This window comes from Gordonia bronchialis DSM 43247, from assembly GCF_000024785.1.
GTDB lineage: Bacteria > Actinomycetota > Actinomycetes > Mycobacteriales > Mycobacteriaceae > Gordonia > Gordonia bronchialis.
The window spans coordinates 3,037,046-3,057,340 of the sequence record NC_013441.1; the positions used below are offsets into that span (position 1 = coordinate 3,037,046).

The following is a 20,295-nucleotide window of genomic DNA, read 5'->3' on the forward strand; positions in this document are numbered from 1 at the left end:
GGTGCAAATTGATTCATAGCCGGCCTGTTGATCATGCGCCCAGATCCGTTGATCGTGCGTCAGATTCCATTGACCGGGCGAGCGTGCACGGCGGATGAAATCCGCCGCACGATCAACGCAGGCGGGCGCCCACTCTCCGGCCGGCCTCGTCGACGGCCGAGAGCTTGGCGGCGTTGGCCTCATCCTCGGTGAGTGTGCGGTCACCGGCCCGGAACCGCAGGGCAAAGGTCAGGGACTTGTTCCCCGCGCCCACCTGATCGCCGGTGAAGACGTCGAACAACTCGATCGATTCGAGCAGGTCACCGGCACCGGCACGCAGCGCCTCCCCGACCTCGGCGGCGGGCACGTCGTCGGCGACGACGACAGCGACGTCCTGCAGTACTGCCGGGAACGCCGAGACCGTCGGCGCGGGCAGCACCGTGGTCAGCGGCAGCGCGTCGACGTCGACCTCGACGGCACACACACGTGGCGGGAGGCCGAGACGCTCCAGCACGGTCGGATGCAGTTCACCTGCATATCCGACCGTGACACCGTCGACGGTCAGTCGCGCGCACCGGCCCGGATGCCATGGCTTGTGGTCGTCGGCACTCAGGTCGATGCTCACCCCGGCGGCCCGGCCGATGGTGCGTGCCGCCTCGAAGGCGTCGAGGTAGTCGGCCGCGCGGCCGGGTCCCCACGGACCGGCGGGATCACGCAGACCGGTGAGCACCACAGCAACATGCAGCGGCTGGTCGGGCAGGGACGCATCCAGGGCTGCGATTTCGTCGTCGGTGGGACGCCGGTTGACGTCGATGGGACCGACGGGGGTCATGGTGTCGGTCGCCAACACCACCTGCCCGATCGTGTACAGACCCAGATCACGTTGTCCGCGAGCGATGTTGCGCGCGGCCATCTCCAGGAGCCCAGGGAGCAGGGTCGTGTTCAGATCGGGACGGTCGGCCTCGAGTGGGTTGAGGACTCCCACGGTGCGACGACGGTCGTCGTCGGCGGGAAGATCCCAGGTGTCGAAGACATTCGCCGGCATGAACGGGTACGGCAACACCTCGACGTAGCCGTTCAATGCGAGGCTGCGGCCCAGGCTCCGACGACGCCGCTGCCCGGCGGTGAGACCGGTCCCGGCCGGTGCATGCGGCACCACCGCCGGAATGCGCTCGAGCCCTTCGAGACGGAGCACCTCCTCCACCAGATCGGCGCGTTGCCGCAGGTCGGGACGCCATGTCGGGGGCGACACCAGCAGCGGGTCGGTCCCGGTCACCACACAGCCGACCTCGGTGAGCCGGGCCGCGGTGGTCCCGGGCGGGTAACTGATGCCCGCGGTCCGGTCCGGTTCGTCGGCGGCGATGGTGATGTCGGGGATGGCGGGCACCGTGACCTGCGCCTCCGACAGCGGGGAGGCGATCTGACCGCCGGCGATCTCGACGATCAGTGCTGCGGCACGGTCGGAGGCGGCTGCGGTGATCGCCGGATCCACGCTGCGCTCGAATCGCTTGCTCGCCTCGGAGGTCAGCTTGTGTCGTTTGCCGGTCCGGAAGACACGCACCGGATCGAAGGTCGCCGCCTCGAGCAGGACCCGGGTGGTCTCGTCGCCGACCTCGGTGGCCGCGCCACCCATCACACCGGCCAGCGCGATCGGGCCGGTCTCGTCGGCGATGACGACGTCTTCGGGGTCAAGGACCCGATCGGTTCCGTCGAGGGTCGTCAACTTTTCCCCGGCCCGGGCGGGCCGCACGGTCACCGTGCCGGACACGCGGTCGGCGTCGAAGGCGTGCAGGGGCTGGCCGAGTTCGAGCATCACGTAGTTCGTCACGTCGACGATGGCCGAGATCGGTCGGACGCCGGCGACCAACAGTCGTTTCTGCATCCACCACGGTGAGACCGCGGTCGCGTCGACGCCGGTGATGAGTCGTGCGGTGTACCGGGTGGCCTGTGACTCGTCGTCGATGGCCACCGGCCAGGGCTCGCCCTCGGCGGTGGCCAGCGCCTCCTCGGCTTGTGCCGGGTCGACGAACGGCACGCCGAAGCTGCCGGCGAGTTCTCGCCCGAGTCCGCGGACGGAGAAGGCGTAGCCCCGGTCGGGGGTGACGTTGACATCGATGGCGGTGTCGTCGAGGCCGAGGACCTCGCGCGCGTCTGCTCCCGGCTCTGCGGTTGCGGGTGCGAGGACCAGGATGCCGCTGTGATCGGTGCCGATGCCGAGTTCGGACACCGAACAGATCATGCCGTCGGAGATGCGACCGTAGGTCTTGCGGGACGCGATCTCGAACGGGCCCGGCAGCACCGTGCCCGGCAGAGCCGCGACGATCAGGTCACCTTCGGCGAAGTTGCGTGCGCCACAGACGATTCCGCGCGGTTCCGCCTCCCCCACCTCGACGGTGCAGAACCGAATCGGCTTCTTGAACTCGGGGAGTTCCTCGATGGACGCCACCCGGCCGATGACGAGCGGGCCGGTGATCTGCGGGAACGGCTCGATGTCCTCGATCTCGAAGCCGACGCGGACGAACCCCTCGTCGACCTCGGCCGCCGTCGCCGACCAGGCCGGGTCACCCTGGCGTAGGACCTCGGTGTACCAGGACTGTGGTGCGCGCACTGTGAATCGTTTCCTTCTGGTCTCTCGCGGATCGTCGGTTGCGCGGTCGGGTCAGGCTGCGGGCCCGAACGGCAGGGTGAACCGGATGTCGCCTTCCACCATGTCGCGCATGTCGTTGATGTCATTGCGGAACTGCAGGGTGCGCTCCAGCCCCATCCCGAAGGCAAAGCCGGAGTAGACATCGGGGTCGATTCCACTGGCCCGCAACACATTCGGGTTGACCATGCCGCAGCCGCCCCATTCCACCCAGCCCGGCCCGCCCTTCTTGGCGGGGAACCACACGTCCACCTCGGCGGACGGTTCGGTGAACGGAAAGTAGCTCGCGCGCATCCGCGTCGTCGTCTCGGGCCCGAACAGTGCCCGCGCGAACACCTCCAGGGTTCCGCGCAGATTCGCCAGCGTGAGGCCCTTGTCCACGGCCAGTCCCTCGATCTGGTGGAACACCGGTGTGTGCGTGGCGTCGAGCTCGTCGGTGCGGAAGGTGCGCCCTGGGCAGGCCACGTAGATCGGCACGTCCCGGCTCAACATCGACCGCACCTGCACCGGCGAGGTGTGGGTCCGAAGCACCTGCCGCGAACCCTGGGGTGCGACGTAGAACGTGTCCTGCATCGAACGCGCCGGATGGTCGGGCAGGAAGTTCAGCGCATCGAAGTTGTGATGTTCGGTCTCGACCTCGGGCCCTTCGGCGATCTCCCAGCCCATCCCGACGAAGACGTCGGCGACCTGCTCGGCGATCACCGTGATCGGGTGCCGGGCTCCGACGCGGCGCCGGCCACTGGGCAGCGTGACATCCACCGCTTCGGCCACGAGCACCGCGGCGTCGCGTTCGGCGTGCAGGACCGCGGTGCGCTCGTCGAAGGCCGCGGATACCCGGCCGCGCACCTCGTTGACGAGTTTGCCGCCGGCGGAGCGTTCTTCCTTGGGCAGCGACCCGAGCGCCCGGCGGGCCAGCGCGATGGGCGACCGATCACCGAGATGCGCCGTCTTGGCCTGTGCCAGCGCCTCCAGATCGGCGGCCGCGGTGAACGCCGCGATTGCCGCGGTGGCGGCGGCCTCGAGCTCCTGCTGATCCGGAAACACCGGTTGGTCGGCGGAAGATGCCACGGTCGGAGTGCTCCTCAACTACGCGTACAGGACGGTCACCTGCTGCGATGACCCCAATCGAGAGTAGTCGACCGCCTTGGACCCGTTGACCGTGCGTCCGAAAGCGTTGACCGTGCACGTCGCGCTACCCGGTCAACGGATCTGAGCGCACGGTCAACGGATTCCGTGCACGATCGACGACGGGTCGGGTCAGCGGCCGTAGCCGGCACGCTTGAGTGCATCTGCCATCGCACCGCCGGGCGCGGGGCGGTTCTCACCGCGACGGCGATCACCGTTCTTGCCGCCGGCGCCCTTTTTACCCGTGGCGTTCTTACCTGAGGTGTTGTGGCCCGACGCCTTGTTGCCCGACTTGCTGGTGGCGCCGTCGGTGCGCGGGGCGCCGCCCCGGCCATCGGTGCGACGCCGGTCGTCGGTGCGCGGACCGCCGCCGCGCTCCTCACGCCGACCGGACCGACCGCCCGTCGAGGGTGCCCCGGGCTCGTCGTCGAGGCGCAACGAGAGGCCGATCCGCTTGCGCTCGACGTCGACCTCCATCACCTTCACGGTCACGATGTCGCCGGACTTGACCACCTCACGCGGGTCCGAGACGAACCGGTTGGCCATCGCCGACACGTGCACGAGTCCGTCCTGGTGGACGCCGACGTCGACGAAGGCGCCGAAGGCGGCGACATTGGTGACCTGTCCCTCGAGGATCATCCCGGGCCGCAGGTCGGACACCTTCTCGATGCCGGCGGCGAAGGTGGCCGTCTTGAATTCCGGCCGCGGGTCGCGCCCCGGTTTGTCGAGTTCGGCAATGATGTCGATCACCGTGGGCCGGCCGACAGTGTCATCGACGAAGTCGTCGGGCCGCAGTCGCTTGAGTGTCGCGGAATCACCGATCAGGGTCCGCACGTCGGTGCCCACCTTCTCGACGATGCGCGCGATCACCGGATAGGACTCCGGATGCACACTCGAGGCGTCGAGGGGATCGTCGCCGTCGGGGATGCGCAGGAAGCCCGCGCACTGCTCGAAAGCCTTGGGGCCCAACCGCGGAACGTTCGTTAGATCCTTGCGGCGACGGAACGCACCGTGTGCGTCCCGATGGGCCACCAGGGATTCGGCGAGACCTGCGGTGATGCCGGAGACCCGCGAGAGCAGCGGCACGGATGCGGTGTTCACATCCACGCCCACCGCGTTGACGGCATCTTCGACGACCGCGCCGAGCGACCGGGCCAGCAGGGTCTCGGAGATGTCGTGCTGATACTGGCCGACGCCGATCGACTTCGGGTCGATCTTGACCAGTTCGGCGAGCGGATCCTGCAGACGCCGCGCGATCGACACCGCGCCGCGCAGCGAAACATCGAGATCGGGAAGTTCCTTGGACGCATATGCCGACGCCGAGTACACCGACGCGCCGGCTTCGGACACCACGACACTGACCGGCGGTGTGGCGCCCGACGCCTTGATCGCCGACACGAGTTCGTCGGCGAGGGCGTCGGTCTCGCGGGACGCGGTCCCGTTGCCGATCGCGATGAGTTCCACGTTGTGCCGGGCGACGAGCGCGCCGAGGACCGCGAGCGCGCCGGATCGGTCCCGTCGCGGCTCGTGCGGGTAGATCGTCGCGGTCTCCACCACCTTGCCGGTCGCATTCACCACAGCCACCTTCACCCCGGTCCGCAGGCCCGGATCGAGGCCCATCGTGGTGCGCGCACCGGCCGGTGCGGCGAGCAGCAGATCGCGCAGGTTGGCTGCGAAAACGCCCACCGCGTCGGCTTCCGCCGACTGCCGAAGCCGCATCCGGATGTCCAGCGAGAGCCCGACGAAGAGTTTGGTCCGCCACGCCCAGCGCACGGTGTCGAGCAGCCAGCGGTCGGCCGCGCGGCCCTGATCGGCGATCCCGAACCGCGCTGCGATGCGCTGTTCGTACACGGTCGGTCCGACGGGCCTCCCCGCCGCATCGGTGTCGGCGTCCGGGTCGGCGTCGAGCGTCACCGAGAGCACGTCCTCACGCTCGCCACGCAACACCGCGAGGACCCGGTGCGACGGCAGCGAGGTGAAGGGTTCGGCGAAGTCGAAGTAGTCGGCGAACTTGGCGCCCGCGGTGTGTTTGCCCTCACGAACGGCGGTACGCAGCACGCCACGTTCCCACATCGACTCCCGCAACTCCCCGACGAGATCGGCGTCCTCGGCGATCGTCTCGACGATGATCGCGCGCGCACCTTCGAGTTGCTCCGGCGTGTACGCGGCCGGGTCGGTGGTCGCGTCGGCCAGCAACGCATCGGCCACCGGCTGGTGGCCCGCCTCCCGGGCGATCTGCGCCTTGGTCCGGCGTTTGGGTTTGAACGGCAGGTAGATGTCCTCGAGGCGCGCCTTGGTGTCGGCCGCGACGATCCGGGCATCGAGTTCGGGATCGAGTTTGCCTTGCGCGGCAATGGATTCACGGACCGATGCTCGACGCTGTTCGAGTTCCCGCAGATACTCGAGACGCTCGTCGAGGGTGCGCAGCGCGACGTCGTCGAGGCCGCCGGTCGCTTCCTTGCGGTAGCGGGCGACGAACGGGACGGTCGCCCCGCCGTCGAGGAGGCCCACCGCCGCACGCACCTGACCGACGCCGACGCCGAGTTCGGTGGCGATGGTCGAGGAGATGCGCGCGTTCACCTCGTCGGGCGAGGGCTGGGTCACGACGGTCGACGCGCCGCCGGTTTCGACGGCGGTCGACGATGCCGATTCCGGTGCGGATTCTGCGGAGTGGGAGCGAGGATCAGACACGAGACGCGACCCTACCGGGTCGGTCCGACGGTGCGTCCACACAGACACACCTCATGCACAGCGCCGACCACTACGGACCGCTGCGGACAGTCAGTCCCGGGTTTGCCGGCGTGCACTCGCGTACAGACAGATCGCGGCGGTCGCCGCGACATTGAGACTCTCGGCCCGGCCGCGAATGGGAACGGCGACACGATGATCGGCCATCGCCTGCACATCCACAGGCAGACCGTGCGCCTCGTTGCCGAACAGCCAAGCGGTCGGCCGTGTCAACAGCCCATCCGCGTCGTCGCTGATGTCGTCGAGGATCAGCTCGCCGTCGGCGGCCGTGGCCAGCACGCAGACGCCGGCGGCCGCAATTGCCGAGAGCGCGTCGGAAACCGATCGTTCGCGCACGATCGGGAGATGGAAAATACTGCCCGCGCTGGACCGGACACATTTCCCGTTGTGCGGGTCCACGGCGTCGCCGAGCAGGACGACGGCATCGGCGCCCATCGCGTCGGCACATCGGATCAGTGTTCCGGCGTTGCCGGGCTCGCGTGGCTCGACGCCGACGGCGAGTAGGCGGGGTGCGGCGGCCAGAACCCGGTCGAGCGAGTCGTCGAGCAGCCCGCAGACGGCGAAGATGCCGGTCGGCGTCGATGTCTCGGCCAGTTTCACCGCGGCCTGCGGCCGAATCGCCACCACGTCGACGCCCGCGTCGCGCGCCTCGGCGATGAGCGATGCATGGCGGTCCTGATCGTCGTCGGGTACCAGCATGATCTGCGCGTGCCCCGATCGGAGGGCGGCCTGCACCGCGTTGACACCCTCGACGAGGAAGCGACCCTGCTCACGTCGAGCTGCGGCACGATGCAGCTTGGCATACGACACGACCCGCGAGGAACGCTCGGACAAGACCTCCATCACAGAAGTCCTGCCGCGCGTCCGCTCGCGGGTCGGCGGGTGTGCTCGATCAAGCAGCCGGTGCGTTGACGTCGGTCGGCAGCGCCTTGCGCGCGACCTCGACCAGACCGGTGAAGGCCTCCGGGTCGGTCACGGCGATGTCGGCGAGGACCTTACGGTCCACCTCGACACCCGCGGCCTTGAGGCCCTGGATGAAGCGGTTGTACGTGATGTCGTTGGCACGGGCCGCGGCGTTGATGCGCGCGATCCACAGCTTGCGGAACTCGCCCTTGCGGGCGCGGCGGTCCCGGTAGGCGTAGGTCATCGAGTGGAGCTGCTGCTCCTTGGCCTTGCGGTACAGCCGCGAACGCTGTCCGCGGTAGCCCTTGGATGCCTCCAGCGTCGAACGACGCTTCTTCTGGGCGTTGACAGCCCTTTTCACGCGTGCCATGTGTCAGTCCTTCAGTCGTCGGTGTGCCCCGGTGCGCTCATCGGCGTACGCACCACGGGCTGGTGATCAGCGGTTGAGCAGTCGCTTGATGCGCGGGGCGTCGTTCTCGCTCACGACGGTGGTGCCGTCGAGACGACGGGTGCGGCGCGACGACTTGTGCTCCAGCAGGTGGCGACGGTTGGCCTTCTGGCGCACGATCTTGCCGCTGCCGGTGACCTTGAACCGCTTGGCGGTTCCCTTGTGGGTCTTGCTCTTGGGCATGTCTTTCCTTCATTCGGGCGAATCTCAGCACCGGGCCGGTCGGGGGTCCGGTGCTGGGCTTCGCGTGTCGGTCGGCCGGTGGTCCACGACGAGTGGTCGTGGCGATCCGGCCGGAGGCTGGTCGGCTCGGGCGTCAGCCCTGGTCGGTCGAGGCGGCCTGTCGGCCTCCCGAACGATCCCGGCTCTCCTGAGCTTTCGCGCGGGTCTTCGCGCCCTTGTGCGGGGCGAGGACCATGGTCATGTTTCGGCCGTCCTGCTTGGCCGAGGTCTCGACGAATCCGTAGTCGGCGACATCGTTGCCGAGTCGCTGCAACAGGCGGTAGCCGAGTTCGGGACGGGACTGCTCGCGGCCGCGGAACATGATGGTGACCTTCACCTTGGAACCCGCTTCGAGGAACCGGATCACGTGACCTTTTTTGGTCTCGTAGTCGTGGTCGTCGATCTTGGGCCGGAGCTTCTGCTCCTTGATGACGGTCATCTGCTGGTTGCGGCGCGATTCGCGCTGCTTCTGGGCCGCTTCGTACTTGAACTTGCCGTAGTCCATGATCTTGCACACCGGCGGGCGCGCGTCGGGCGCGACCTCGACCAGGTCCAGATCGGCTTCTTCGGCCAGGCGAAGTGCATTTTCAACACGCACGATGCCCACCTGCTCACCGTTCGGTCCGACGAGTCGGACCTCCGGTACGCGGATGCGATCGTTGATGCGGGTCTCAGTGCTGATGGGGCCTCCTTGATCAGGTTTCTTGTGAAGGCCGCCGCGATAGTGTTCGGGTGCAGATGGAACACCACTCTCAGCACAAGAGCCCCGCGGTGATCAGATCAATGCGCAGGGCTCCGTTACCGACCGATTCGTCGACTGACGTCGACCACCGACTACGCAGCAGGTAGCGCCCGTGGCGATACGCTGCGACCGTCGGCGTGAACCGGACCGTACAACTGCGACAAGTCGCGTCGTGACGGTGGGAGCGGAACTCCACTTGCGACCCCGGGCAGAACCGGGGCGGTCGTGCTATGGGAGTCTATCAGCCATGACCGAGAACTCCTATTCGTCGTCGGACAAGCCCGCTGGTGAGGGTCCTGCCGATGACGCAGGTGGGGATCTCGGCGCTGACGGATCGACGATCCCGGCAGCCGACGGGGACAACGTTCGCGAGCTCGCGACCATTCCCGCCATCGAGGTCATCACCCGCGCCGCGATCATGCTGATGAGCGCCGCTGCGGAAAAGGTGGGACCGGAGGCCGGTGGCGACGCCCAGTTCCAGGACATGCCGGAGGCGCGGTCATTGATCAACGCACTCGCCGGCCTGGTAAAGGCAGCCGAAGGCGATCTCGGGCTGCATCGCAAACCGATCGTCGACGGCCTCAAGGCACTGCAACTCGCCTTCCGCGACGCGAGCGCCTACCCGGACGAACCCGGCGAGGGCCCCGGTGAGAAGTACACCGGCCCCGTGCGCGACCGCCGCTGAGCTGATTCGACGCCCAGCTGAATCGGGTGCAGTCGGCGACGGTGACCGTAGGCTGGACCCATGAGCACAGACGATCCGAACGGCGTCGGGCCCACGGAGGAGCCCGCGGTCATCGAGGGCACCCTCGTCGACGGTGAGCCGGTGCCCGGCCAGGCCACCTCGACCACTCCGGCCGGAACCGGCGGCGGATATCTGCCACCGATCCCCGATCCGAACTACACCGACGCCGGTGTCCCGACCTTCGACTTCGTGCGGGACAAGATCGAGAACCGAATCAGCACCGCGATCGGTTCACAGGAACTCGCCGAGGAATCCCACGAAGGCCAACAGGTCGACGAGATGATGCGCAAGCGCGACGAGGCGGCCAAGAAGCGACTCGAGGAGATCCGCAAGTCGATGGGTTCCTGAGGCCCCGGCACGCGGTGAGTCGGAGGGCTCGTCGTCCACCTCAGCCGGCTGAGGCCACCGCCTCATCGACGTCGAGGATCTCCGCGAGGAATTTTCCGGTGTGACTGTCGGGTTCGACGGCGATGTCCTCCGGGGTGCCCTCGGCGACCACCATGCCGCCACCGCTGCCGCCTTCGGGACCCATGTCAATGATCCAGTCGGCGGTCTTGATGACGTCGAGGTTGTGCTCGATGACGATCACCGTGTTGCCCTTGTCGACCAGACCGTTGATCACGTCGAGCAACTTCTTGATGTCCTCGAAGTGCAGGCCGGTGGTCGGCTCGTCGAGGATGTACACGGTGCGGCCGGTGGATCGCTTCTGGAGTTCGGCCGACAGTTTCACACGCTGGGCCTCGCCGCCGGACAGCGTCGGCGCGGGCTGTCCGAGGCGGACGTACCCGAGTCCGACGTCGACGAGTGTCTTGAGGTACCGGTGGATCGAGGTGACCGGCTCGAAGAACTCGGCTGCCTCCTCGATCGGCATGTCGAGCACCTCGGAGATGGTCTTGCCCTTGTAGTGCACCTCCAGGGTCTCCCGGTTGTAGCGCGCGCCGTGACAGACCTCGCACGGCACGTACACATCAGGCAGAAAGTTCATCTCGATCTTGATGGTGCCCTCACCCGCGCATGCCTCGCATCGACCGCCCTTGACGTTGAAGGAGAACCGGCCGGGCTGATAGCCCCGGACCTTGGCCTCGGTGGTCGCGGCGAACAGGGTGCGGATTTTGTCGAAGACACCGGTGTAGGTTGCCGGGTTCGATCGTGGGGTCCGCCCGATCGGCGACTGGTCCACCTGCACCAGTTTGTCGAGATGATCGAGACCCTTCACCCGGGTGTGCCGCCCCGGCACCTGACGGGCACCGTTGAGTTTGTTCGCCAGCACCGTCGCCAGGATGTCATTGACCAGCGTCGACTTGCCAGAACCGGATACCCCGGTGACCGCGGTGAGCACGCCGAGCGGGAACTCGACGTCGATGCCGCGCAGGTTGTGTTCCCGCGCACCCACGACGGTCAACTGCTTCTTACGCGAGATCGGGCGGCGGATCGCGGGCACCGGGAGCACGTCACGCCCGGACAGATATGCGCCCGTCAGTGAGCGACGGTTCTTCAGCAGGTCCTTGTAGCTGCCGCTGTGAACCACCTCGCCACCGTGTTCACCCGCGCGCGGGCCGATGTCGACGATCCAGTCCGCCGACCTGATGGTGTCCTCGTCGTGCTCGACGACGATCAGGGTGTTGCCCAGGTCCCGAAGTCGCGTCAGCGTATCGATGAGACGGCGGTTGTCGCGCTGATGCAGCCCGATCGACGGCTCGTCGAGGACGTAGAGGACACCGGCCAAACCGGACCCGATCTGCGTCGCGAGCCGGATGCGCTGGGCCTCGCCGCCAGACAGGGAGCCCGCCGCACGCGACAGGGACAGGTATTCGAGTCCGACGTCGAGCAGGAACCGGATGCGGGCCTGGACCTCTTTGAGGACGCGGCCGGCGATCGCCGCCTGCCGTTCGTCGAGTTCGAGACCATTCAGGTAGTCGGCGCATTCGGCGACCGACAGGGCACACACCTCGGCAATGGAATAGGCGCCGTAGGTCGGGTGATCGAGGGTGACCGCGAGGATCTCCGGGCGCAGGCGGGCACCGTCGCAGGCCGGACACGGCACGTCGCGCATGTAGCCCTCGTAGCGCTCCTTCATCTGCTCGGACTCGGTCTGATCCATCCGGCGGCTCAGGAAGGCCATCACACCTTCGAACTCGGTGTAGTAGGACCTGGTGCGGCCGTACCGGTTTCGGAACTTGACGTGCACCTGGTGATCGCTGCCGTTGAGGAGCGCGCGACGGGCCTTGACCGGTAGCTTGCGCCACGGGGTGTTGACGTCGAAACCCATCTGGTCGGCAAGACCCGATATCAGTCGCAGGAAGTAGTCGGCGTTGTGACCACCCGACCAGGGCGCGATCGCACCGTCGGCGAGTGACAGCTCCGGGTCGGGCACCACGAGATCCTCGTCGACCTCCTTGCGCACACCCAGGCCGTCACATTCGGGGCAGGCGCCGTACGGGGAGTTGAACGAGAACGAGCGCGGTTCGAGGTCGTCGATGGCGATCGGATGCCCGTTGGGACAGGCCATCCGCTCGGAGAACCGGCGTTCGCGATCTGGGTCGTCCTCGTCGAGGTCGACGAAATCGAGGACCAGGATGCCGTCGGCCAGTCGCAGCGCGGTCTCCACCGAATCGGTCATGCGCTGCTTCGCGGAGGCCTTGACCACGAGGCGGTCGACGACGACCTCGATGTCGTGCTTCTCCTGCTTCTTGAGCTTCGGTGGATCACTGAGCTGGTAGATGACCCCGTCGATCCGGGCGCGGGCGAACCCCTGGGTCTGCAGTTCGGCGAACAGGTCGACGAACTCGCCCTTCCGAGTGCGCACGACGGGCGCCAGTACCTGGAACCGGGTGCCCTGGTCCATGTCCAGGATCTGGTCGACGATCTGCTGCGGAGTCTGCTTGGCGATCAGCTCGCCACACACCGGGCAGTGAGCGCGGCCGGCGCGCGCATAGAGCAGGCGCAGATAGTCGTAGACCTCGGTGATGGTGCCGACCGTCGAGCGAGGATTGCGGTTGGTCGACTTCTGGTCGATCGACACCGCGGGCGAAAGACCCTCGATGAAGTCCACATCCGGCTTGTCCATCTGCCCGAGGAACTGGCGGGCATAAGCCGACAGCGACTCGACGTAGCGACGCTGTCCCTCGGCGAAGATCGTGTCGAAGGCGAGCGACGACTTCCCCGAGCCGGAGAGCCCGGTGAACACGATGAGGCTGTCCCGGGGCAGATCCACATCGATACCACGAAGATTGTGCTCGCGTGCACCACGGACGATCAGACGATCAACCACTGCTGTCCTAACATTCTCTACTCGGGGGCCGACGCCCCGAGGGCTGGTCGTCGGCGGGCCGTGTCGGCGGCTGTGACCGGCGCATTCGGGTCTAGACGCGGGCCTGCGCAACACACTATCGACGGGCACCGACACATCCGTGCGCGACCGATGGTCGGGCAGTCGCCTGCCGCCGAGCAAAGTCGGATGCGCCAGGACCGGAGCCGGTATTCCACGATACCCGCGCCCCGGTCCGCAGCGGCCTCGACGAGTTGCCGATCACATCTGGTCGAGAGACGCCTCAGTCGACGTCCGGCGAGGGCAGCAGAACACTGAGCACCACACCGGCCACAGGCACCACACACAGCACCGTCAGCACCATCGACGGTCCCCACCGGTCGGCGACCGCACCGAGGACGGGCGCGAACAGTCCACCGATGGTCACGGCCAGTCCGAGCGTGACTCCGGCCGCGGTCCCGGGCCGGGACGGCAGGTAGTCCTGCCCCAGCTTCACCAGCACCCCGAAGGGGAGGTTCACGCAGATACCGGCGAGCGCCGCACCGGCCAGTCCGATCCACATGTTCGGAATCAGGCGCACGGCGACGATCGTCGGGATGACCGCCAGCGATCCGGCCTGCACCACCCGGACCTCACCCCAGCGGTCGGCCAGTCGGCCGCCGAGCAGCGTGCCGAGCACACCGCCGCCCAGGAACAGGGTCAGCACGACGCCGCCGAGGGTGACGCCGGCACCGTGATGGCGAATCCAGAACAGTGCGATGAAGGTGTTCATCCCGAAGAAGACCACCGAGCGCACCACCTCGAGGGCTGTCAGCACGGAGAACGCCAACCAGCGGTCTGGCCCGGTGCGCACCGCGGTGCCGGTGGGCACGCTCACCCTGCGCCGCTGATGACGCTGCAGGATCCCTGCCATCAGCACCGCCGGCGGGATGAACATTGCCGTTGCCCCGACGCCGAGAGTGACCAGCGCGGGCGTGACCAGTGCCGGGGCGAGAAAGAACCCGATGCTGCCGCCCGCGGCGAACAGACTCATGCCCGTGCTACTGCTGCCGGCATCCCGCCGGGCGTCGCGACCGGCCGCCGGGTGGAATGCGGCGACGCCGAGACCGGAGAGCAACATGACCAGCCACACCGCGGCGTAGACGGGCATGAGACCGGACAGTCCGGCTCCTATCCCGGCCACCGCCAACCCCACCGGCGCGAGCCAGAGCATCGGTCGACGGTCGGCGAGCACTCCGATGAGCGGCTGCGGCAGCGACGAGCCGAGCGTGGCGGCGAGTGCGAGCCCGGAGGCGGCGGTGTAGCTGTATCCGCGTTCGAGGACGAAGAACGGGATCGCCGCAGGTACCAGGCCCTGGTAGAAGTCGTCGATCGCATGCGCGATCATCCAGTGCCGCATCCGAATCCACACGCGCGGTGGCGCCTGGTCCGTCGGCGGACGGGTCATGTCGGTGACGTCGGGTGTCTTCACGATCTTCGACGCTAGGTCCGCCTACCGCGACGCACTTCCGGTATTCTGCCCAAATATGTCGGAAACCCGCCAGTACGGTGAGATCGCTGCCGAGTCGGCACCGAACCCCACCGTCGACGCCGCAGATCGGCATCCCGGCGGGCACCGCATCGCCCGGCATCACCATCTGACCCACCAGATCGTCTACGCCAGCAGCGGCCTGGTGGAGGTGACGACGCAAGCCGGGACGTGGGTGGCCCCGCCCGACCGTGCGATCTGGATACCGGCCCTCGCCTGGCACGAACACCGCTTCTATGGCAACACCGAGTTCAATTGCGTCTCCATCGAACCGTCGGCGCGGCCTTTCGCCGACGACGCACCGGTGGTCGTGGCCGTCACCGGACTGGTTCGCGAACTCATCGTCGAAGGCTCCCGCACCTCCGACCCGACGTGTCCCGCACAGCAGCGACTTCGCTCGGTGCTGCTCGACCAGTTGCGACGCACCGACGAGACCGCGCTCTCGCTGCGGACCCCGAGCGATGATCGTCTGGTGCACGCCTGCGCCATCGTCACCGCAGACCTCACCCGCAATCACTCCCTCGCCGACCTGGGCCGGACGGTGGGCGCAAGTAAGCGCACGCTGAGCCGACTACTCCGGGACGAACTCGGACTGACCTACCCGCAGTGGCGGACCAGTGTCCGGCTGCATCGGGCGCTGATCCTGCTCGCCGAAGGCGCCGGGGTCACCGAGGTGGCGCATCGTTGCGGCTGGGCGACGCCGAGCGCGTTCATCGACGCCTATCGGCGTGTACTCGGCCATACCCCCGGGTCACGTCGCGCGCCCGCACGCGTCTGACGCTGATGACGACCACGCTTCCGACCGCCGTCCTATCGTGGTCGTCATGACCTCAGCAGCCCCCATCACCGACACCTACACCGGCGACCTCTCCGCATCGAAGACACCTCAGCGCCGAACCCTGGACTCGGCGTCGATCGTCAAACTCTCGGTGGGTCCGATGGACAACAACGTTTACATCGTGACCTCCCGCGCGACCGGCGAGCAGCTGATCATCGACGCCGCGAACGACGCCGAGGACATCCTCGCCGTCCTCGACCAACTACCCGGAACCCCGGCACTGATCCTCACCACCCACCAGCACTACGACCACTGGCAGGCACTGAAAGAGGTCGCCGCGGCGACCGGTGTGCCCACCGCCGCCGGTCGGCTCGACGCCGCCGAACTGCCGGTGACGCCCGATCGCCTCATCGACGACGGCGACGTCATCACCGTCGGGGACCTGGCCTTCGACGCGATCCACCTCGTCGGGCACACCCCGGGATCCATCGCGCTGGCACTCACCGACGGTGACACCGTGCATCTGTTCACCGGCGACTCGCTATTCCCCGGCGGGGTCGGCAAGACCTGGCAGCCGGGTGACTTCGAGACCCTGCTCGACGACGTCAGCACCAAGCTCTTCGACCGCTACGACGACTCCACGGTCGTCTACCCGGGCCACGGCAAGGACACCACACTGGGTGCCGAACGACCGTCGCTGCCCGAGTGGCGCGAACGCGGATGGTGAGCCGACGATCGCCGGGCGGACGCACCGGACCAGGTAGCGTGGACAAGGCCAAGAAGTGCGCACCATGGAGTCGGTCCCAGCCGGAAACCGGGCCCGGCTCCGAATATGACACCGCAGGAATTCGTCAACACAGAACCCAACCACCGAAGGTCGTGACCGAATGATCCTCCGCCGTATCGCCCGTCCCATGCTCGCCTCGGTCTTCGTCTACGCGGGCATCGACTCCCTCCGGAATCCCACACACCGCGCCGACGTGGCGCGTGACTTCGTGAACGAGGCCGTAGACAAGCTGCCGGACGAGGCAACGGCAAAGGTGCCCACCGATCCCGAGACCCTCGTCCGGATCAACGGTGCCATCCAGGTCGGCAGCGGGCTGCTGCTGGCCACCGGCAAATTCCCACGCGTGGCCGCGAGCACGCTCGCCGTCAGTCTGGTGCCGACCACCGTCGCCGGTCACGCGTTCTGGGAGGAGACCGACCCGGCCAAGCGGGCGCAGCAACGCACCCAGTTCCTCAAGAACCTCAGTCTGCTCGGTGGTCTGCTGATCACTGCCGCCGACACCGAGGGCAAGCCCTCGCTGGCCTGGCGGGGCAAGAAGAAAGCCGGTGCCGCGGGTGACGCCATCGCTGCCGCACTGCCGATCGGCGCGGCCGCCGGCACGTCCACCTGGGAGTCGCTGCGCGAGCGCACCCATGAGGGTGCAGAGGTCCTCGGCGAGCGGTCGTCGGAGGCCGGCGAATACGTCAAGGAAGGTGCGCACCTGCTCTCCGAGCGATCCGCGGAGGCGGCCGCCAAGATCCGCGAACACGCTCCTGAGATCGCCGAGGCCGCGCGGGAACGCTCAGCCGACGCCGCGGCGAAGTTCCAGAAGCATGCGCCCGAGATCGCGGATGCGGCTCGGGAACGGTCGGCGGAACTCGCGGAGAAGGCCGCCGACGCGGCGAGTGTCGTGGCCGACCGGATTCGTGACCGCGCTCCCGAGGTCGCCGACGCGGCCCGCGAACGGTCCAGCGGGCTCGCCCGGTTCGCCCGCAAGCGCGGACCGGAGATCGCCGACACCGCCCGCGAACGGTCGGCCGACCTGGCCGACGCGGCTCGCGCCAAGTCGAACGAGCTCGCCGACCTGGCCCGCACGAAGGGCCCGCAGGTTGCCGAGGTCGCCCGCGGGAAGGGCGCCGAGCTGGCCGACGCCGCCCGCGAACGCTCCGCTGACGTCGCCGACTCCGCCCGGGCCCTGGCCGCGTCGGCGAGCGACACCGCTGACGAGGGCCGTCGGCGCTGGCGCAAGGCCCGCAGCTGAGAGATCCGCAGAGGTATAGCGCCTGATCACCCCAGCCGAGACGCAGCCGGACGCGGCGCACCCACCGCACGAGTACCCGTGGGTGTCCGCGGTCCGTGCTGTCTACCCGCAGCCGGACCGGCCCCTACCCGAGCGTCCCGACGCCGCCGCCCGGCTCGTCGTCGCAGTCGGCTCCAACGCGTCGCCCGCGGTGATGGCGGCCAAACTCGGCCACGCGATCCCCATCTTCGGCGTCCGCGTGGCCGGTCTGGCCGTCGGGCACTCCGCCCACGTGGCGGCACGCGGCTACATCCCGGCCACCCCCGTACCGAGCCCCGGCGCTGCCCTCAGCACCGGTGCCGCCTGGCTCGGCGACGACGACCTCGCGACACTGGACTCCACCGAACCGAACTATCATCGATTAACAGTGACTACGCACGACCATCCCCTGTGTCCCTCCCCGGATCAGCCACCGACGCCCGACGACGCGCCCACCGAGTTCTCGGTGTACGTGTCGCGCCACGGTGCGCTCGGCGACGCCCGGACCGGCGAGGTGCTGACCTTCGGCCCGCAGCAACGCGTCCTGGACTGGCTGCACGCGCGCGTCGGTGACCCCGTGTTCAGCGGGGATGCCGCCACCGTCTGTGCGCGACTCGGCCGACCCGCCACCGCGCGCACGATCACCGAGCGCCTGCACGCACACGGCCTCGCGCTTCCGGTGTGGCCGTCGCACGGTGACGCCGCGAGCGCAGTCGGGACCGGAGTCCGCAGATGACCGCGGTCTCTCCCGACGCCGATCCCCGCTTCGACGAGGAACAGGCTCATCTCGACCGCGTCTACGGGCGTCTGGACCGCATGCGATCCACGACCCGCCGGCGCCTGTCGACCACGCTGAGCGAGTCCGGCGGCACTCCGCAGGCCCGGTCCGAGCGCGAGTCGTATGAACGGATGTACACCGAGGATCTCGCCAAATTCGATGCCGCCGAACACAATCTGTATTTCGGCCGGCTCGACCTCGACGACGGTGAAGTCCGTCGGATCGGACGGATCGGGGTCCTCGACGACGGGATCGGCGAAGACGGCGTCCGCGACGAGGAAGCAGCCGACTCGACGTTGCTGCTGGACTGGCGGGCTCCGCTGTCGCGCCCGTTCTATCTGGCCACACCGGCCGCACCGGAGGAAGTCACCCGCCGTCGTCACATCCGCACCCGCAGCCGTAAGGTCCGCGGCGTCAGCGATGAGCTGCTCACCGGCGCCGAAGCCGACTTCGACGACGTGGGCAACGGCGACGTGGTGAATGAATCCGCCCTCGTCGCCGCACTCAACGCCGCCCGCACCGGCGAGATGACCGACATCGTCGAGACGATCCAGCGTGAGCAGGACCTCATCATCCGCTCGACGCACCGGGGTGTCACCGTCATCCAGGGCGGACCGGGCACCGGCAAGACCGCCGTCGCGCTGCATCGCGCCGCCTACCTGCTCTACACGCATCGGGACATCTTGTCGCGCAGCGGAATTCTGATCGTAGGCCCTAACGACGACTTCCTGACCTACATCGGTCAGGTGCTGCCGTCGTTGGGCGAGTCCGGTGTCCTGTTGTCCACCATCGGAAATCTGTTCCCGGGGGTCACCGCGCAGGCTGTGGATTCTCGCGCGGCCGCGGTGGTCAAGGGCGATCTGCGGATGGTCGACGTACTCAAGCGTGCGGTCCGCGCCCGTCAGTCATTGCCGAGCACGCCGGTCACCGTCGACTTCGACGGCTATCAGGTGCAGATCGATTCTGCTCTGATCAAGAATGCCCGTGCGAAGGCACGCAGCACCCGCCGCGCGCACAATCTCGCCCAGCGTCCCTTCCTGCGCGCCGCCGTCGGCGAACTCGCAGTCCGTCATGCCAACACCATCGGCGCCAGCCTCCTCGACGGTTCGCAGCTGCTCAGTGTCGATGACATCGCCGACATCCGCGACGACATGAGCCGCGATCCCGACATCCGCGCAGCCCTGGTCCGCTACTGGCCGTCGCTGACCCCGCAGGATCTGTTGCGCGACTTCTACGCCGACCCCGCCGCCATCCGCCGCGCCACCCCGGGGTGGTCGGATGCGGAGCGTGGCGCTCTCGGCCGGCCCGCCGGGCCACGTGAGTCGTCGGGGACGGACTTCTCCCCTGCCGACGTCCCGTTGCTCGACGAGCTGGCCGAACTCATCGGCTACGGCACCGAGGACGCCGAACGTGCCGAACGAGCACGCTGGCGGCGTCAGCTCGCCGAGGCCCAGGACGCCCTCGACATCCTGACCGGCTCCGCGCCGCAGGACATCGAGGACGAACTCGACCCCGAGATCCTGATGGCGTACGACCTCATCGACGCCGAGCAACTCGCCGCCCGCCAGACCGAGGTCCGCAGCGCCACCACCGCCGAACGCGCCTACGGCGACCGGACCTGGACGTTCGGTCATGTGATCGTCGACGAAGCACAGGAACTCTCCGCGATGGCCTGGCGGATGATCATGCGCCGCATACCGAATCGTTGGATGACCATCATCGGCGACACCGCGCAGACCAGTGACGAGGCGGGCACGCGGTCGTGGCGCGAGGTGCTGCAACCGTACGTCGCCAACCGCTGGCAGTTGCGCGAACTGACCGTCAACTACCGCACCCCCAGCGAGATCATGCGCTACGCCACGCGTGTACTGGGCCGCATCGGCGACGCCGCTACAGCACCGACATCCTTGCGCAGCAACGGAATCCAGCCCACCTCGGTCACTCCCGATGCTGTCGGTCAGCCGACCCTGGAGGATGCGGTGGTCGCGGTCTCGCGCCACCAGCACACCGGTCTCACCGCCGTCATCGTGCCCGAGATGCTGTACCGGTCGGTGTCCGCAGCGGTCGCCGGCGCCGGACTCGACGACCCGCCGCGCGTCTACACCGTCCGCACCGCCAAGGGCCTGGAGTTCGACACGACGGTCGTCGTCGAACCGTCCGCGATCATCGGCGAGGCCGATGGGCCGGAACAGTACGGCTACAGCGATCTCTATGTGGCCCTCACCCGCGCGACCCAGCGCCTGCTGGTGGTGCACGCCCAACCGCTGCCCGACGAACTCGCCGATATGCCCACGCAGCCCAACCCCACACCCGCCGACTGAGCCGCCACCCGTCCAGCCAGC

16 protein-coding genes are annotated in these 20,295 nt (G+C 68.1%); 7 read left to right on the plus strand and 9 right to left on the minus strand.

The window, feature by feature from the left end; translation table 11 throughout:
- Positions 1-112: 112 nt before the first annotated feature.
- The 7 genes from pheT to infC form a co-directional block, all read right to left on the minus strand.
- Entirely contained in the window at positions 113-2,587 is a 2,475-nt protein-coding gene (gene pheT, locus GBRO_RS14125) for a phenylalanine--tRNA ligase subunit beta (RefSeq protein WP_012834573.1), read from the minus strand.
- A gap of 51 nt (positions 2,588-2,638) precedes the next feature.
- Positions 2,639-3,691: a phenylalanine--tRNA ligase subunit alpha gene (pheS, locus tag GBRO_RS14130; RefSeq protein ID WP_012834574.1), complete on the minus strand. Its 1,053-nt coding sequence runs from the start codon at positions 3,689-3,691 to the stop codon at positions 2,639-2,641.
- A gap of 189 nt (positions 3,692-3,880) precedes the next feature.
- On the minus strand, positions 3,881-6,439 hold the full coding sequence (locus GBRO_RS14135) for a Tex family protein (RefSeq protein WP_041919900.1): 2,559 nt from the start codon (positions 6,437-6,439) through the stop codon (positions 3,881-3,883).
- 90 nt (positions 6,440-6,529) lie between these two features.
- Positions 6,530-7,339: a TrmH family RNA methyltransferase gene (locus GBRO_RS14140; RefSeq protein ID WP_012834576.1), complete on the minus strand. Its 810-nt coding sequence runs from the start codon at positions 7,337-7,339 to the stop codon at positions 6,530-6,532.
- A gap of 49 nt (positions 7,340-7,388) precedes the next feature.
- Entirely contained in the window at positions 7,389-7,769 is a 381-nt protein-coding gene (rplT, locus tag GBRO_RS14145) for a 50S ribosomal protein L20 (protein WP_007237032.1), read from the minus strand.
- Between the two features lie 66 nt (positions 7,770-7,835).
- On the minus strand, positions 7,836-8,030 hold the full coding sequence (gene rpmI / locus GBRO_RS14150) for a 50S ribosomal protein L35 (protein ID WP_012834577.1): 195 nt from the start codon (positions 8,028-8,030) through the stop codon (positions 7,836-7,838).
- 133 nt (positions 8,031-8,163) lie between these two features.
- Positions 8,164-8,751 (minus strand): translation initiation factor IF-3, encoded by a 588-nt coding sequence (gene infC / locus GBRO_RS14155; protein WP_083775597.1) that lies wholly within the window; start codon positions 8,749-8,751, stop codon positions 8,164-8,166.
- Between the two features lie 307 nt (positions 8,752-9,058).
- Here infC and GBRO_RS14160 point away from each other — a divergent pair, with 307 nt between their 5' ends.
- Positions 9,059-9,496, plus strand: a complete 438-nt coding sequence (locus GBRO_RS14160) for a DUF1844 domain-containing protein (RefSeq protein ID WP_012834578.1) — start codon at positions 9,059-9,061, stop codon at positions 9,494-9,496.
- Positions 9,497-9,556: 60 nt separating this feature from the next.
- Positions 9,557-9,904, plus strand: a complete 348-nt coding sequence (locus tag GBRO_RS14165; protein ID WP_012834579.1) for a hypothetical protein — start codon at positions 9,557-9,559, stop codon at positions 9,902-9,904.
- A 40-nt stretch (positions 9,905-9,944) separates the two neighbouring features.
- On the opposite strand, the gene uvrA is transcribed toward GBRO_RS14165, so the two are convergent.
- On the minus strand, positions 9,945-12,827 hold the full coding sequence (uvrA, locus tag GBRO_RS14170) for an excinuclease ABC subunit UvrA (RefSeq protein ID WP_012834580.1): 2,883 nt from the start codon (positions 12,825-12,827) through the stop codon (positions 9,945-9,947).
- A gap of 280 nt (positions 12,828-13,107) precedes the next feature.
- Entirely contained in the window at positions 13,108-14,271 is a 1,164-nt protein-coding gene (locus GBRO_RS14175) for an MFS transporter (protein ID WP_227892945.1), read from the minus strand.
- Positions 14,272-14,350: 79 nt separating this feature from the next.
- On the opposite strand from GBRO_RS14175, the gene GBRO_RS14180 reads away from it, so the two are divergent.
- The 5 genes from GBRO_RS14180 to GBRO_RS14200 all read left to right on the plus strand — a co-directional run bounded on the left by GBRO_RS14180 (position 14,351) and on the right by GBRO_RS14200 (position 20,274).
- A complete protein-coding gene (locus GBRO_RS14180) occupies positions 14,351-15,130 on the plus strand; it encodes an AraC family transcriptional regulator (protein ID WP_012834582.1) in 780 nt (259 codons plus the stop codon).
- Positions 15,131-15,176: 46 nt separating this feature from the next.
- A complete protein-coding gene (locus tag GBRO_RS14185) occupies positions 15,177-15,857 on the plus strand; it encodes an MBL fold metallo-hydrolase (RefSeq protein WP_012834583.1) in 681 nt (226 codons plus the stop codon).
- Positions 15,858-16,017: 160 nt separating this feature from the next.
- Positions 16,018-17,157, plus strand: coding sequence for a DoxX family protein (locus tag GBRO_RS14190; protein ID WP_012834584.1), 1,140 nt, complete (start codon positions 16,018-16,020; stop codon positions 17,155-17,157).
- Positions 17,158-17,239: 82 nt separating this feature from the next.
- Positions 17,240-17,911 (plus strand): hypothetical protein, encoded by a 672-nt coding sequence (locus GBRO_RS14195; RefSeq protein ID WP_012834585.1) that lies wholly within the window; start codon positions 17,240-17,242, stop codon positions 17,909-17,911.
- Positions 17,908-20,274 carry a HelD family protein gene (locus GBRO_RS14200; protein WP_012834586.1) on the plus strand — a complete coding sequence of 789 codons (2,367 nt, stop codon included), beginning with the start codon at positions 17,908-17,910 and terminating at the stop codon, positions 20,272-20,274. Before GBRO_RS14195 ends, GBRO_RS14200 begins: the two co-directional genes overlap by 4 nt.
- The last annotated feature ends 21 nt before the right edge of the window (positions 20,275-20,295 follow it).

Coding starts and splice junctions, on each gene's coding strand:
- GBRO_RS14185 (WP_012834583.1), top strand. CDS start 15,177: ATGACCTCAGCAGCCCCCATCACCGACACCTACACCGGCGACCTCTCC.
- GBRO_RS14140 (WP_012834576.1), bottom strand. CDS start 7,339: ATGGAGGTCTTGTCCGAGCGTTCCTCGCGGGTCGTGTCGTATGCCAAG.
- GBRO_RS14200 (WP_012834586.1), top strand. CDS start 17,908: ATGACCGCGGTCTCTCCCGACGCCGATCCCCGCTTCGACGAGGAACAG.
- GBRO_RS14190 (WP_012834584.1), top strand. CDS start 16,018: ATGATCCTCCGCCGTATCGCCCGTCCCATGCTCGCCTCGGTCTTCGTC.
- GBRO_RS14160 (WP_012834578.1), top strand. CDS start 9,059: ATGACCGAGAACTCCTATTCGTCGTCGGACAAGCCCGCTGGTGAGGGT.
- GBRO_RS14175 (WP_227892945.1), bottom strand. CDS start 14,271: ATGACCCGTCCGCCGACGGACCAGGCGCCACCGCGCGTGTGGATTCGG.
- rpmI (WP_012834577.1), bottom strand. CDS start 8,030: ATGCCCAAGAGCAAGACCCACAAGGGAACCGCCAAGCGGTTCAAGGTC.
- GBRO_RS14180 (WP_012834582.1), top strand. CDS start 14,351: ATGTCGGAAACCCGCCAGTACGGTGAGATCGCTGCCGAGTCGGCACCG.
- GBRO_RS14165 (WP_012834579.1), top strand. CDS start 9,557: ATGAGCACAGACGATCCGAACGGCGTCGGGCCCACGGAGGAGCCCGCG.
- rplT (WP_007237032.1), bottom strand. CDS start 7,769: ATGGCACGCGTGAAAAGGGCTGTCAACGCCCAGAAGAAGCGTCGTTCG.